Origin of the sequence: Mycobacterium sp. SMC-8, from assembly GCF_025263565.1 — a bacterium.
In the GTDB taxonomy this organism is placed as follows: Bacteria; Actinomycetota; Actinomycetes; order Mycobacteriales; family Mycobacteriaceae; genus Mycobacterium.
In genome coordinates this window covers 827,875-842,246 of sequence record NZ_CP079865.1, presented here as the reverse complement: position 1 = coordinate 842,246, position 14,372 = coordinate 827,875, and the positions used below count along the sequence as shown (strand labels likewise).

Sequence of the window (14,372 nt, the reverse complement as noted above, 5' to 3'; positions counted from 1 at the left end):
TCGGTTAGGTGAGCTCCCAGATCACCGTCACCGAGAACCCGACCGTCTGCTGACCGGGCTCCAGCGGCACGGCGGCCTCCATCGCGCGTGGCGCCTGCATCGGGATCGGCGGGGCGGGCGCCGTGGACTCGGAGATCGAGATGACCTTGCCGAGGTTGAGCCCCGACAGCTGCGCGTACTGGCCGGCCCGGTCCTTGGCGTCCTCGAACGCGCGGGCCCTGGCGTCGCGCACCAGCTGCGAATCGTCCTCGATGGAGTAGCTGATTGAGTTGATCCGGGTGGCATTGCCGCCGGTGTCGACGATGAGGCCGATCGCTTCCGAGGCCAGGTTCAGGTCACGGATCGTCAGGTTGATCGAGTTGGTGGCCCGGTAGGTCGAGATCGAGGTGTTGTCGTTGCCGTACTGCGGCTGCAGGTCCGCCGCCGTGGTGGCGATGTCCCCGCGCTCGATGCCCAGGCTGGTCAGCGCGTCGATCACGGTCTGCTGCAGGTCGTTGGTCTGGCTCATCGCCGAGGTCGCGTCGGGGCCGAGGGTCTCCATCGATGCGTTCACCGTCAAGGTGTCGGGGGTGCCCTGCACCTCGCCGGAGCCGACCACGGTGACCTGGCGGCTGTCGGCCCCCGGCTCCAACGACGTCGAACTCTGCGCGTCGCATGCGGTCAGCCCGGCGGCCGCCAACCCTGTCGCGGCGACCGTGACCAGCATGTTCCTGACTCTGTTCGCGCGCGCGGTAAGCATGGGTCGCACCCTAGCGCGTAGGTCACGCCGTCAGAGGTAACCACGCGGTCCGGCGATCCCGGACCGGCCGGATCAGCTTCCGACGGCGTCGTCCGTGGTGCGCGGAGCCTTCGCTTCCGCCGCTGCCGGACCCTCCGGCGTGTCCTGGGCCGGCGTCTCCCCGGCGGTGACGTCGGGGTCGTCGGCCTGCACCTCTGGGTCCTCCGGCGGTGGTTCGGCATCAGCCGAGTCCTCCTCGAGGGCGGAGGTCTGCTCACCGATCGGCGCGGAGTGTTCGCCGAGAACGTCGGGATCGTCGGCCGCAGCGCCGGCCTCACGGTCCGCCCGCGCCTGCGTGTCGGCCACGCCGGCCTCGGCAGCGGGCTCGGCGAACGAGGAGTCGGCCGCATCGGCTGCTTCCGTCTTTGCCAGATACGGGCGGTCATACGCCTGCTCCACGAGCTCTTTGAGCGGTTCGTTCAGCGCATCGGCCAGCCGGCCCAGCCCGATCAGCCGCAGCGGCGTGAGCAGCGGAAGGTTCTGGGTCGGCACGAACACATACGTGATGTTGCCCTCGGTCCACACCGTGTTCCGCGGATCGTCGATGTCCACGCCGGTGTAGTCGAGGTGCACCGACGACAGGATTCCGGCGCCGATGTTGAGCATCGCGAACAGGTTGAACGGGTTGTCGGGGAAGTCGGCCACCGGATCGTACTGGCGGACGACGTCGACGACGCGGTACCGGGTGTGTGGCAGCGCCGGCTTCGTGCCGCCGTGGGCGCGCATCGGATTCCCGATCAACACGAACGACAGCCGGTCGGCCGGGGGAGCCCAGGATTGGTCGGCGTACTCGGCCAGCCATCGACCGGCCACCACCGCGCCGTGGCTGTAGCCGAAGACGACCGTGCCGGTGTCGCTCGCGAGGCGGCCGGCGTCTGTAGGGGAGGAAAGGCGTGTGTTGAGCAGGCTGACGCCGGCTGCGGTCGAAAACGGCAGATACGGCACGGCGTCGCAGCCGCCGGACTGGCACAGCGACCCCTGCAGCGCAAACTCCAGCGGCCACACCGGCCACAGCGGGGTGAGCGTCAGCACCGTGGGGACCGGCGACTCAGCGGCTGCCACAGGTTCGGTGACGGCCGCCGCTGCGGCCGGCGAGGGTGTCATCGGCATGCCCGTCGGAGCCGCCACCGTCGTCACCGCCGCCAGCGCAGCCAACGGCGCGACCGCGTACCTGAGACCGGACCGACCGCGGGATGCCGCGTCGCCGGCCGCCTCACGGTGGTCGTCGCCGACGGACGCGACGAGGTCGGCGAGCACCGCGTCGATCAGCTCGTCCCGGTCGGTGAAGTGCCGGTACAGCACGTCGACTCCGCAGCCGGCATGGCGAGCGATGTCCTCCATGCCGGCGCCGGGACCGATGTCGCCCAGGGCGGCACGCGCCGCGGCGATCAGCGCGGTGGGCGACTCGGCCTGGTCACCGGCGGTCCGCTTGAGTCGTTTCATGTGGCGCCTCCGCGGTGTGACCGGATATTGACGCGCGCGGATTACCCGGAAGTGATCCGGCTCACACGTGTCGGCGGGGTTGCTGGCCGAGACCGGCGAGAAATTCCAGCAACACGCGCGACACGTCGTCGGGACGCTCCTCGGGCAGCCAGTGGCCGGCGCCGTCGATCATCACCTCGCGGTAGTCGCCGGCGACCAGGTCCCGGGCGCGGTGGCGTGGTGTGTAGGCCAGCGTCGGGTCCTCGGTACCGCCGACGAACAGTGCCGGAACGTCGATCGTCGTCGCCGCCGGATCGGCGGTCAGTTCCCAGTTCCGATCGAAGCACCGGTACCAGTTCAGCGGCGCGGTGAATCCGCCGCGGGTGAACTCGTCGACGTAGACGTCGAAGTCCGGGTGGCTGATCCAGTCGGGTATCCGCCCGGGGTCTGGGATGCGGTCGAGGAATCCCTGGCCCCCGGTTTCGGCCGTGCCCGTGGCCGACATGGTGAACAGCTTGCGGAACGTCGCGGCGGGATCTCGGGCCAGCTCGGCGTCGGCGGGGCCGGGCTCCTGGAAGTACAGGATGTAGAAGAAGCGATCGCCGAAGATCCGCCGGAACGCCTGGGTGGTCGGCACCTTCGGCCGGGGCACCGGCGGCAGACTGAGCCCGGCGACCGCCGAGAAGCGCTCCGGCCGCAGTAACGGCGCGCCCCACGCCACGACGGCGCCGAAGTCGTGGCCGACGAGTGCCGCCCGTTGGGCACCGACATCGTCGAGCAGTCCCACGACATCGGCGGTGAGCTCGGCGACGGTGTAGGCCGCCACGGCCGATGGCCGATCCGAGCCACCGTAACCACGCTGGTCAGGGGCCAGCACGTGATATCCGGCGTCGGCCAGCGCGCGCACCTGGTGGCGCCAGGTGAACGCCAGCTCGGGGAAGCCGTGTAAGAGCACGACCACCGGCGCGCCGGGGTCCCCGGCCTCAGTCACCCTCAGCGTCACACCGTTGGTCCGCACCTGCCGCGTCCGCATGGCCCCACTTTCGCCCAGATCGTTGCCGGCCTGATCGTCGCTTGCGTGAACGTCGGGAACTGCCGAACGTTGGTCTAGCGGTAGCCTTGACTATTCCAGCTGCACGTATTGGAAGGATTGGCCGGCGAACCGAACGACGGCCGTACACATAATTGATGAACCGGACACCCGAGATGGACCGCAACCCCGGCATGGACCGACTTCCCTCATGAACCGAAAAAATGTGATCCGCACACTCACGGTGATCGCCGTGGTGCTGCTGCTGGGTTGGTCGTTCTTCTATTTCAGCGACGACACCCGCGGGTACAAGCCCGTCGACACGTCCATCGCGATAGCGCAGATCAACGGCGACAACGTCGACAGCGCTCAGATCGACGACCGCGAACAGCAGCTCAGGCTGGAGCTGAAGAACGGTAACGGCGACACCGAGGACAGCACGCAGATCATCACCAAGTACCCGACCGGGTACGGCGCGACGCTGTTCGAGGCGCTGCAGGACAAGAACGTCAAGACCAACACCGTGGTCAACCAGAGCAGCATCCTCGGCACGCTGCTGATCTACATGCTGCCGTTGCTGCTGCTCGTCGGCCTCTTCGTGATGTTCTCCCGGATGCAGACCGGCGGCCGGATGGGCTTCGGTTTCGGAAAGTCACGGGCCAAGCAGCTGTCCAAGGACATGCCCAAGACCACGTTCGCCGACGTCGCAGGCGTCGACGAGGCGGTCGAGGAGCTCTACGAGATCAAGGACTTCCTGCAGAACCCCAGCCGCTACCAGGCCCTCGGCGCGAAGATCCCGCGCGGCGTGCTGCTCTACGGCCCGCCCGGCACCGGCAAGACGCTGCTCGCACGCGCCGTTGCCGGCGAGGCCGGCGTCCCGTTCTTCACGATCTCCGGCTCGGACTTCGTCGAGATGTTCGTCGGCGTCGGCGCATCCCGCGTGCGCGACCTGTTCGAGCAGGCCAAGCAGAACAGCCCGTGCATCATCTTCGTCGACGAGATCGACGCGGTGGGCCGCCAGCGCGGGGCAGGCCTCGGGGGTGGCCACGACGAACGCGAGCAGACCCTCAACCAGTTGCTCGTCGAGATGGACGGCTTCGGCGACCGGCAGGGCGTCATCCTGATCGCCGCCACCAACCGGCCCGACATCCTCGACCCCGCGCTGCTGCGTCCGGGCCGTTTCGACCGCCAGATCCCGGTGTCCAGCCCCGACCTGGCCGGCCGGCGCGCGGTGCTCAAGGTGCACTCGGCGGGCAAGCCGATCGCCGACGATGCCGACCTCGACGGCTTGGCCAAGCGCACCGTCGGAATGTCCGGCGCCGACCTGGCCAACGTCATCAACGAGGCGGCGCTGCTCACCGCCCGTGAGAACGGCACCATCATCACCGCCCCCGCGCTCGAGGAGGCCGTCGACCGGGTGGTCGGCGGGCCGCGCCGCAAGGGCCGCATCATCAGCGAGCAGGAGAAGAAGATCACCGCCTACCACGAGGGTGGGCACACCCTCGCCGCGTGGGCGATGCCCGACATCGAGCCCATCTACAAGGTCACCATCCTGGCGCGCGGGCGCACCGGCGGCCACGCCGTCGCGGTGCCCGAGGACGACAAGGGGTTGATGACGCGCTCGGAGATGATCGCGCGCCTGGTGTTCGCGATGGGCGGCCGCGCCGCCGAGGAACTGGTCTTCCGCGAGCCGACCACGGGCGCGGTCTCCGACATCGAGCAGGCCACCAAGATCGCGCGTGCGATGGTCACCGAGTACGGCATGAGTTCCAAGCTCGGCGCGGTCCGCTACGGCACCGAGCACGGCGACCCGTTCCTGGGCCGCACGATGGGCACCCAGGCCGACTACAGCCACGAGGTCGCCCAGATCATCGACGACGAGGTCCGCAAGCTCATCGAAGCCGCCCACACCGAGGCGTGGGAGATCCTCACCGAGTACCGCGACGTGCTCGACACTCTTGCCGGCGAACTGCTGGAAAAGGAGACGCTGCACCGCGTCGAGCTGGAGGCGATCTTCGGCGACGTGAAGAAGCGCCCACGCCTGACGATGTTCGACGACTTCGGCGGTCGCGTGCCGTCGGACAAGCCGCCGATCAAGACGCCGGGCGAGCTCGCCATCGAACGCGGCGAACCGTGGCCCAAGCCGGTCCCCGAGCCCGCGTTCAAGGCCGCGATCGCGCAGGCGTCCAAGGCTGCCGCCGAGCGCGTGCACAATAACGGAGGCAATGGAGCTCAGGCTTCCCATGCCGCCAACGGGGCGCCCGGCGGTCCTACCCAGCCCGATTACGGCGCTCCGGCCGGCTGGCACGCCCCCGGCTGGCCGCCCCGGCCCGGCGCGCCCGGGCAGCAGCAGCCGCAGGGCTACTGGTACCCGCCCCCGGCGCAGCCGGGGTGGCAGGGCGGACCGCCGCCCGCTCCGACGTATCCGGGGTATCCCCCGTATCAGCCGTACCCGCAGCCCGGGCAGCATTCTCCGCATGGCGGTGCACCCGCACCGACTCCGAAGGAGGATCCCGGCCACGACAGCGGCGGGGAGAACGGGCGGAGCGCTCCGCCTTCGAACGGCTGACACGGAACGGAGATCTCGATGACGCGGTCGTCCAACAATTCGGCGACGATCACCACCCCCGGTTTCGATCAGGCGCGCGCCGAGGCAGCTGTGCGCGAACTGCTCATCGCGATCGGGGAGGACCCGGACCGGGAAGGGCTGCGGGACACCCCGGCCCGGGTGGCCCGGGCATACCAGGAGATCTTCGCGGGCTTGTACGTCGACCCCGATGAGGTCCTCAAGACCATGTTCGACGAGCAGCACGACGAGCTCGTGCTGGTCAAAGACATCCCCATGTACTCGACGTGCGAGCACCATCTGGTGTCGTTCCACGGGGTGGCCCATGTCGGGTACATCCCCGGTGAGGACGGCCGCGTCACCGGCCTGTCGAAGCTGGCCCGCGTTGTGGACCTGTACGCCAAGCGGCCGCAGGTGCAGGAACGCCTTACCGTGCAGATCGCCGACGCGCTGATGCGCCGGCTGGACCCGCGCGGTGTGATCGTCGTGGTGGAGGCAGAGCACCTGTGCATGGCGATGCGCGGCATCCGCAAACCCGGCGCGGTCACCACGACGTCGGCGGTGCGCGGACAGTTCAAGACCGACAAGGCCTCTCGCGCCGAAGCCCTGGAACTGATCTTGCGGAGGTGAGTCCTGCCAGCGATCCGCCCGCCGCACCGCCGGCCGTGCAGGTGATGGGCGTCGTCAACGTCACCGACGACTCGTTCTCCGATGGCGGTCAGTTCCTGGACCGGGAGCGGGCGGTGGCTCACGGGCTGGAACTGGCGCGCCTGGGCGCGGCGATCGTCGATGTCGGCGGTGAGTCGACGCGGCCGGGCGCCACACGCATAGACCAGAAGGTCGAATCTGCGCGGGTGCTTCCCGTGGTCAGAGAGCTTGCCCGGCAAGGCATCACGGTCAGCATCGATACCATGCACGCTGCGGTGGCACGGGCCGCGCTCGAGAACGGCGCGCAGATCGTCAATGACGTGTCCGGCGGTCAGGCCGATCCCGACATGGTCCGGGTTGTCGCCGACGCCGGAGCGCCGTGGGTGTTGATGCATTGGCGTTCCGTGGACAGTGACCGGCCGCACGAGGTGCCGCCGTACCGGGACGTGGTCGTCGAGGTCAGGGACGAGCTGATGGCAGGCGTCGACGCCGCGGTGGCCGCCGGGGTGGACCCGGCGAAGCTGATCATCGACCCGGGTCTGGGTTTCGCCAAGACCGCACAACACAATTGGGCGCTGCTGCGTGCGTTGCCGGAATTCGTCACCACCGGTATCCCGGTGCTGGTCGGTGCCTCACGCAAACGGTTCCTGGGCAGTCTGCTCGCCGGCGCCGACGGAGAACTGCGCCCGCCCGCCGGACGCGAGACCGCCACCGCGGTGATCTCGGCGCTGGCCGCCTGGCATCACGTGTGGGGTGTGCGGGTGCACGATGTCCGCGCGTCGGTCGATGCGCTGGCGGTGGTCAGAGCGTGGCAGGCAGGTGGCGATGGGTGATACCGGGCTGAACCCGACGACTGATCGGATCGAGCTGCGCGGCTTGCGGGTCCGCGGTAACCACGGCGTTTTCGAGCACGAACGCCGCGACGGGCAGGACTTCGTCGTGGACATCACGGTGTGGGTCGACCTGGCAGCGGCGGCCGCCAGTGACGACCTCGCCGAAACCCTCGATTACGGCGTGCTGGCCCAGCGGGCCGCCGACATCGTCGCCGGACCGGCCCGGCAGCTGATCGAGACCGTGGCTGGGGAGATCGCCGAGGACGTCGTGCGTGACGCCCGGGTGTATGCCGTGGAGGTGGTGGTGCACAAACCGTCGGCCCCGATTCCATTGCAGTTCAACGATGTCGCCGTGGTCGTACGACGCTTCCGGCGCGGTGGGCGGGGCGCCGCCCCGTGACCACGCGCATCGTGCTGTCCATCGGGTCCAACGTCGGGGACCGGTTGGCGCATCTGCAGTCGGTGCTCGACGGGCTCGGCGCCGCCGCCACAGCGGTATCCCCGGTCTACGAGACCGCGGCGTGGGGTGGGGTCGAGCAGGGGCCGTTCCTCAATGCCGTTGTGCTGGCCGAGGATCAGGACCTCGATGCGCACGGCTGGCTTCGGCGCGCCCAGGAGCTGGAGAACGCCGCCGGCCGGATGCGCGAGCAGCACTGGGGACCTCGGACGCTCGACGTCGACCTGGTGCAGTGTCACGGACCGGACGGGGAGGTGACGCTGCGCGACCACGACCTGACCCTGCCGCATCCGTACGCGCATGTGCGCGCTTTCGTCCTGGCGCCGTGGCTTGAGGTGCAACCCGAGGCGACCCTGACCGTGGCGGGCCGCACCGACCCGATCGCGGTGCACCTGGCGGCGGTCGACGCCGCCGAGCGCACCGGTGTGCGCAGGACAGAACTCACGCTGCGGATCGGGGAGGGGAGCTGATGGGGCCGACCCGCAAACGCGACCTGGTGATCGCCGCGGCCGCGGCCGCGATCGCGGGTTACGTACTGGTGCACCTGATCTACCGCTGGTTTCCGCCGATCGACGTGTGGGCCGGGGCGTCTCTGCTCGGTGTCGCGGCGGCGGTCGCCGGCTGGGGGTTCTAAGTGCGGGCCCGGATCAGGGACGGTGAGATCGGGGTCGGGCAGGGCCGTCTGCACCCGCTGGCGGTGGCCCGGTCGGTGGTGATCGCGAAGGCCTCGGCGTGGATGGGCAGCGTCGTCTTCGGCTGGTGGCTGGCGGTGGTGGTTTACCTGCTGCCGCGCAGAGGCAGCATGCGGGTCGCCGCCGAGGACACCCCCGGCGCGGTGGTGGCCGGACTGTGCGCGCTGGCCCTGGTCGTCGCGGCGATGTGGTTGCAGCATTGCTGCAAGTCGCCCGAGGACCAGTCGCAGGACGTCGATGCGGCGCCGGGCTGACCTGTTCGCGTACCCGGGCCGAATCGCCGCAGAGGTCGACACGCGAAATGACCTGTGACGGTACAGTCGCCCCATGACCGATCCGACCCGGGGCGCCCGTCTGCGGCGCAGCGGCCGCAGGCCGGGTTGGTTCCTGATGACGGTGTTGCTGGTGCTGGCGATCGGTGCCAGTTCAGCGCTGGTTTTCACCAACCGGGTCGAATTGCTAAAGCTCGCCGTCATTCTCGCGTTGTGGGCGGCCGTGGTCGCCGCATTCGTCTCGGTCATCTACCGCAGGCAGAGCGACGCCGACCAGGCCAAGGTGCGCGACCTCAAGCTGGTGTACGACCTGCAACTGGACCGCGAGATCTCGGCGCGCCGCGAATACGAGTTGGCCGTCGAATCTCAGCTGCGCCGTGAGCTGGCCTCGGAACTGCAGGCGCAGTCGGCCGACGAGGTGGCGGCACTGCGGGCCGAGTTGGCCGCGCTGCGGGCCAATCTGGAATACCTGTTCGACGCCGACCTGTCCCATCGCCCGGCCCTGGAGACCGAACGCACCGCGGGGCGCGTCAGCAGCAGCCGGATCGACACCGAGGACGAATTCGCGGTCGCCCCGGACCCGTACGCCCCCGAGACCGACGAGAGCCCGATCATCGATGTGCCCGTCGAGCCGCACCCGCCCGAGAGTGAGTGGGCGCAGCCCGGCGAACCCGGTGGCGCGCACCGCCGCTCGGCCGAGCAGACCGGCGGTCGCCGGCACCGCGGGGAGCAGGCCGTAGCACAGCAGCCGCCGTGGGCTCCGCCGCCACCCCCGCCGCCGCCACCCCCGCCGCCACCGCCACCGCCGGTGCCGCCGAGCGCCCCGTCACCGCAGTTCCCGTGGCTGCCTGCGCCCCCGCCGCCGCAGGCGGCCCCGGCCGGTGCCCAGTGGCAGCCCGCACCTGCCGAGGGGCGGTGGGTTCCGGCGGGCCAGCCCGGAAGCAACTGGGAACCCTCAGCCGACGGGGACGCGCACGACGAGTACGTCGGTAGGCGCCGGGCTCCCGAGCCGGAGGTCGAAACGGAAGAGCCGCCGCGCGGTAAGCACTCCGCGTCCGGTGAGGAGCAGGAGGAGCCTCCCGCTCCGGCAGAGGAGCAGGTCGAGGAGGACGCCGACGGTGGCGCCCACACCGGCGGGCAGTCGGTGGCCGAGCTCTTGGCCCGGCTGCAGGCGACGCCGTCGGGTGGTGGGCGGCGAAGGCGCCGGGAGGATTGAGTAGGCTCGTGGCGACCGTCCGGTACCCGCGCCGCGGGACCGGAACGAAGCCATGAGAATCTGCGAGGTCGACTGCGATGGTGCAGCCCCCCGCCGGCGGTGACATCCCGCACGACGGACTCCGCCCTGCCCGGCTCACGATCGGGATCATCTCCGCCGGCCGGGTCGGCACCGCACTCGGCGTCGCACTGGAACGCGCCGAACACGTCGTCGTCGGCTGCAGCGCAGTATCGGCGGCCTCCCGCGCCCGCGCGCAGCGCTGGTTGCCGGACACTGCCGTGCTGGCCGTCGACGACGTCGCCGCGCGCGCCGAACTGTTGCTGCTGGCCGTGCCCGACGCCGAGCTGCGCGCGCTGGTGAACGGCCTGGCCGCCACCGGTGCGGTGCGCCCGAACACCATCGTCGCGCACACCTCGGGCGCCAACGGCATCGGAATTCTGGCCCCGCTGGCCGAGCAGGGCTGCATCACGCTGGCGATCCATCCGGCGATGACGTTCGCCGGAACCGACGAGGACGTCGACCGGCTCCGCGGCACCTGCTTCGGGGTGACCGCCGGCGACGAGATCGGCTACGCCATCGCACAGTCGCTGGTGCTGGAGATCGGCGGCGAACCGTTCCGGGTCCGCGAGGACGCCAGGACGCTGTATCACGCGGCGCTGGCACACGCCGGCAACCACGTCGTCACCGTGCTGCTCGACGCGGTCGACGCGCTGCGCTCGGCACTGTGGGGCCAGGAGCTGCTCGGCCAGGAGCCCGTCGACGACACCCCGGGCGGGCTGCCCGAACGGATCATCGGCCCGTTGGCGCGGGCGGCGCTGGACAACGCGCTGCAGCGCGGGCAGGCCGCGCTGACGGGTCCGGTCGCGCGCGGGGACGCGGCGGCGGTCGCCGGCCACCTGCAGGCGTTCGGCGAGGTGAACCCCGATCTGGCGCAGGCGTATCGGACGAACTCGTGGCGCACGGCCCAGCGTGCGCACGCCCCGAAGGAAGTCTTCGACGTGCTGGCGGAAGCAGGACAGTCATGATCAGGCGGGATGCCCCGAAATTCACCGGCGGACAGCTGAATGTGTACCGCGGGCCGAAGGACGTCGCCGGTGTGACGAGGGCGCTGCGGGCCACCGGGCGGCGGATCGTGCTGGTGCCGACGATGGGTGCGCTGCACGACGGTCACCTGGCGCTGGTCCGCGCCGCCAAGCGGGTACCCGGTGCGGCGGTCGTGGTGTCGATCTTCGTCAACCCACTGCAGTTCGCCGCGAACGAGGACCTGGGCGCCTATCCGCGCACCCTCGACGACGATCTGGACGCGCTGCGCGCCGAGGGCGTCGACATCGCGTTCACCCCGACCGCCGAGGACATGTACCCGAACGGCATGCGCACCACGGTGCACCCCGGGCCCCTCGGCGCTGAGCTCGAAGGTGCCTCGCGCCCAACGCATTTCGCCGGAGTTCTGACGGTGGTGCTGAAGCTGTTCAACACCGTGCGCCCGGACCGGGCCTACTTCGGCGAGAAGGACTTCCAGCAGCTCGCGCTGATCAAGCAGATGGTGACCGACCTCGATATCGACATCGAGATCCAGGGCGTGCCGATCGTGCGGGAAGCCGACGGTCTGGCGATGTCGTCGCGCAACCGCTACCTCGACGAGGTCCAGCGCGAGCAGGCCGGGGCGCTGTCCGCGGCGCTGCTGGCCGGGATGTACGCCGCGTCCACCGGGGTGGGCGCGGCACTGGACGCCGCCCGGGCGGTGCTCGACGAGGTGCCTGCGCTGGAACTGGACTATCTGGAGGTCCGCGATCCGATGCTGGGGCCGGCCCCCGCCGAGGGCGCGGCACGCATGCTGATCGCCGCCCGCCTGGGCCGCACCCGGCTGTTGGACAACATCGCCGTGGACATCGGGGCGAGCGCGGGTCTCGACGGCCATCCGCGCACCGCCGGCGAGAACCACGAACTTCCCTGGAGGAACTGATGTTACGGACGATGCTCAAGTCCAAGATCCACCGCGCCACCGTCACCCAGGCGAACCTGCACTACGTCGGCTCGGTGACGGTCGACGCCGACCTGATGGAAGCCGCCGACCTGCTCGAAGGCGAGCAGGTCACGATCGTCGACATCGAGAACGGCGCACGGCTGGTCACCTATGTCATCACCGGCGAGCGTGGGAGCGGCGTGATCGGAATCAACGGCGCCGCAGCGCATCTGGTGCATCCCGGCGATCTGGTGATCCTGATCGCGTACGCGACGATGGACGACGCCGAGGCCAGGTCCTACCGGCCTCGGGTGGTTTTCGTCGACGCGCAGAACCGGCCGGTCGACCTCGGCGCGGACCCGGCCTTCGTCCCGCCGGGCGCCACCGAGCTGGTGTCGCCGAGGTGATGTCGTGCTGCTAGCCATCGACGTCCGCAACACCCACACGGTGGTCGGGCTGATCGCGGGGTCCGGGGACCATGCGAAGGTCGCGCAGCACTGGCGGATCCGCACCGAACCCGAGGTGACGGCCGACGAACTCGCGTTGACGATCGACGGCCTGATCGGTGACGACGCCGAAGTGCTCACCGGCGCGGTCGGATTGTCGACCGTGCCCTCGGTGCTGCACGAGGTGCGGGTGATGCTCGACCAGTACTGGCCGGCGGTCCCACACGTGCTGATCGAGCCGGGCGTGCGCACCGGTATCCCGCTGCTGGTCGACAACCCCAAAGAGGTCGGGGCCGACCGGATCGTGAATTGCCTTGCCGCGTACCAGAAATTCGGCACCGCGGCGATCGTCGTCGACTTCGGCTCGTCGATCTGCGTCGATGTGGTCTCGGCCAAGGGGGAGTTCCTCGGCGGCGCGATCGCCCCCGGCGTGCAGGTGTCTTCGGACGCGGCGGCCGCCCGGTCGGCGGCGTTGCGGCGTGTCGAGCTCACCAGGCCGCGCTCGGTGGTCGGCAAGAACACCGTCGAGTGCATGCAGGCGGGCGCGGTGTTCGGTTTCGCCGGGCTGGTGGACGGCCTGGTGAACCGGGTGCGAGAGGACGTCGACGGTTTCGCCGGCGACGACGTCAACGTGATCGCGACCGGCCACTCCGCGCCGCTGATGCTGGCCGACCTGCACACCGTGGCGCACTACGACCCGCACCTCACGCTCGACGGACTGCGGCTGGTTTACGAACGCAACCGGGACAACCAGCGGGGGAAGGTCAAGCGCTAGAAGAACGTCCGGATCAGATCGACGACGCGGTCCTGCGCGTCGAGCACCGGAAGCAGCCGCCATTTGTCGAAGACGGTGCACGGATGCGAGATTCCGAACCGCAGCCAACGGCCGACCTCGGCGTCCTCGCCGGCGCCGAGCCGCAGGTAGGCGTGCTGGTCGTTGAGCTTGGTCACCGTCGCGGCCGGAAGCTCCAGCGCGACGGGCAGGCCTTGGTCGAAGGACACGTCGCGCCGGCCCATGGTCAGAATCGCCAGGTCGGGTTCCGGCCGGGACACCACCTGGGCGTACACCTCCAACGCCGGTCGCAGGCCGGTGGCCCCGTCCCGGGTCAGCGGTGAGGTGCGCGCGTAGAGCCCGTGGTCGTGCGTCACGTAACAGCCGCTGCGCAGTACGGTGCGCGCCCGCAGACCCGACGGCCAGCCGGTCAGCGCGTCGGCGACGGCGTCGAAGTATGTGCTGCCCCCGGCGGTGACGAGCACGTCGTCGGTCTCGAACAGCGGGGCAAGCGCAATGGCGGCCGTACGCAGGTCCTGCAGGTGGGCTGCGGCGGCGGCCACCGCGTCGTCGGTCAGCGCCTGTGCCACCGCAGCCTCGTACCCGGCGACCCCGACCAGGCGCAGCCGCGGGGACGCGGCCGCGGCGCGGGCGACCTCGGCGGCGATCGCCGGGGCCCGGCACCCGGTCCGGCCGCCGGGCATGCCGATGTCGACGCACACGTCGACCGGCCGCCCGGTGCCGGTGAGGGCGCGCGTCATCAGCTCCACCCCGCGCACCGAGTCCACCCAGCACACGAAGCCCAGCCCGGGATCGCGGTCCAGCTCTGCGGCCACCCAGCGCAGCCCGGCCTCGTCCACCAGCTCGTTGGCCAGCAGCAGATTCGTCACGCCGAACGCGCGGTAGACCGCGGCCTGGCCGACGGTGGCGACGGTGATTCCGTACGCGCCCGCAGCCAGCTGACGGGCGGCCAGCTGTGGCGACATGTGCGTCTTGCCGTGCGGGGCGAGCTGAACCCCCCGGTCGCGGCACCAGCCGGCCATCGCGTCGATGTTGTGCTGCAACGCCTCGGCGCGAAGCACACAGACGGGACCGCTGAGGCCCGAGTCGAACAGTCCCGGGCGCTGCGCGACGATCTGTGCGGGCGTGCGTCCCCACCACTGCGGCGGGACGCCCTTGAAGCTCCAGTCCAGCGGCTGGTCGAGCAGGGGGCGTACGCCCGCGGCGTAGCCGGCCTCGTCGATCGGCGCGTTGGCGGGCACGGTCATCTGTTCATT

At 70.4% G+C, this 14,372-nt stretch carries 14 protein-coding genes and 1 pseudogene; 11 read left to right on the top strand and 4 right to left on the bottom strand.

Going from position 1 to position 14,372, the window contains the following annotated elements; all coding sequences use genetic code 11:
- Positions 1 to 4 precede the first annotated feature (4 nt).
- The 3 genes from KXD97_RS04190 to KXD97_RS04180 all read right to left on the bottom strand — a co-directional run bounded on the left by KXD97_RS04190 (position 5) and on the right by KXD97_RS04180 (position 3,233).
- Positions 5 to 706 (bottom strand): SIMPL domain-containing protein, encoded by a 702-nt coding sequence (locus tag KXD97_RS04190; protein WP_260755601.1) that lies wholly within the window; start codon positions 704 to 706, stop codon positions 5 to 7.
- A 105-nt stretch (positions 707 to 811) separates the two neighbouring features.
- On the bottom strand, positions 812 to 2,221 hold the full coding sequence (locus KXD97_RS04185) for a PE-PPE domain-containing protein (RefSeq protein WP_260755600.1): 1,410 nt from the start codon (positions 2,219 to 2,221) through the stop codon (positions 812 to 814).
- 61 nt (positions 2,222 to 2,282) lie between these two features.
- Entirely contained in the window at positions 2,283 to 3,233 is a 951-nt protein-coding gene (locus KXD97_RS04180) for an alpha/beta fold hydrolase (RefSeq protein ID WP_260755599.1), read from the bottom strand.
- 208 nt (positions 3,234 to 3,441) lie between these two features.
- Between KXD97_RS04180 and ftsH the strand changes: the two genes are divergently transcribed.
- The 11 genes and pseudogenes from ftsH to KXD97_RS04125 all read left to right on the top strand — a co-directional run bounded on the left by ftsH (position 3,442) and on the right by KXD97_RS04125 (position 13,098).
- Positions 3,442 to 5,799 carry an ATP-dependent zinc metalloprotease FtsH gene (gene ftsH / locus KXD97_RS04175; protein ID WP_260755598.1) on the top strand — a complete coding sequence of 786 codons (2,358 nt, stop codon included), beginning with the start codon at positions 3,442 to 3,444 and terminating at the stop codon, positions 5,797 to 5,799.
- 18 nt (positions 5,800 to 5,817) lie between these two features.
- Positions 5,818 to 6,426, top strand: coding sequence for a GTP cyclohydrolase I FolE (gene folE / locus KXD97_RS04170; RefSeq protein ID WP_260755597.1), 609 nt, complete (start codon positions 5,818 to 5,820; stop codon positions 6,424 to 6,426).
- A gap of 44 nt (positions 6,427 to 6,470) precedes the next feature.
- Positions 6,471 to 7,277: a dihydropteroate synthase gene (folP, locus tag KXD97_RS04165; protein ID WP_260757832.1), complete on the top strand. Its 807-nt coding sequence runs from the start codon at positions 6,471 to 6,473 to the stop codon at positions 7,275 to 7,277.
- Positions 7,270 to 7,677 carry a dihydroneopterin aldolase gene (gene folB, locus KXD97_RS04160; protein ID WP_260755596.1) on the top strand — a complete coding sequence of 136 codons (408 nt, stop codon included), beginning with the start codon at positions 7,270 to 7,272 and terminating at the stop codon, positions 7,675 to 7,677. The genes folP and folB overlap by 8 nt, the downstream gene beginning before the upstream one ends.
- Positions 7,674 to 8,204 carry a 2-amino-4-hydroxy-6-hydroxymethyldihydropteridine diphosphokinase gene (gene folK, locus KXD97_RS04155; RefSeq protein WP_260755595.1) on the top strand — a complete coding sequence of 177 codons (531 nt, stop codon included), beginning with the start codon at positions 7,674 to 7,676 and terminating at the stop codon, positions 8,202 to 8,204. The genes folB and folK overlap by 4 nt, the downstream gene beginning before the upstream one ends.
- Positions 8,204 to 8,680: pseudogene (locus KXD97_RS04150) on the top strand (DUF3180 domain-containing protein). Before folK ends, KXD97_RS04150 begins: the two are co-directional and overlap by 1 nt.
- Before the next feature lie 73 nt (positions 8,681 to 8,753).
- Positions 8,754 to 9,914, top strand: a complete 1,161-nt coding sequence (locus KXD97_RS04145) for a DUF6779 domain-containing protein (protein ID WP_260755594.1) — start codon at positions 8,754 to 8,756, stop codon at positions 9,912 to 9,914.
- Between the two features lie 77 nt (positions 9,915 to 9,991).
- Positions 9,992 to 10,939 carry a Rossmann-like and DUF2520 domain-containing protein gene (locus KXD97_RS04140; protein ID WP_260755593.1) on the top strand — a complete coding sequence of 316 codons (948 nt, stop codon included), beginning with the start codon at positions 9,992 to 9,994 and terminating at the stop codon, positions 10,937 to 10,939.
- Positions 10,936 to 11,877 carry a pantoate--beta-alanine ligase gene (gene panC, locus KXD97_RS04135; protein ID WP_260755592.1) on the top strand — a complete coding sequence of 314 codons (942 nt, stop codon included), beginning with the start codon at positions 10,936 to 10,938 and terminating at the stop codon, positions 11,875 to 11,877. The genes KXD97_RS04140 and panC overlap by 4 nt, the downstream gene beginning before the upstream one ends.
- Positions 11,877 to 12,284, top strand: coding sequence for an aspartate 1-decarboxylase (gene panD / locus KXD97_RS04130; protein WP_260755591.1), 408 nt, complete (start codon positions 11,877 to 11,879; stop codon positions 12,282 to 12,284). The genes panC and panD overlap by 1 nt, the downstream gene beginning before the upstream one ends.
- Before the next feature lie 4 nt (positions 12,285 to 12,288).
- Entirely contained in the window at positions 12,289 to 13,098 is an 810-nt protein-coding gene (locus tag KXD97_RS04125; protein WP_260755590.1) for a type III pantothenate kinase, read from the top strand.
- Here KXD97_RS04125 and KXD97_RS04120 read toward each other — a convergent pair.
- The gene (locus KXD97_RS04120; RefSeq protein ID WP_260755589.1) at positions 13,095 to 14,363 is read right to left on the bottom strand and encodes an alanine racemase; all 1,269 of its coding nucleotides are present in this window, start codon (positions 14,361 to 14,363) and stop codon (positions 13,095 to 13,097) included. The two genes, KXD97_RS04125 and KXD97_RS04120, sit on opposite strands and share 4 nt — an antisense overlap.
- Positions 14,364 to 14,372 lie beyond the last annotated feature (9 nt).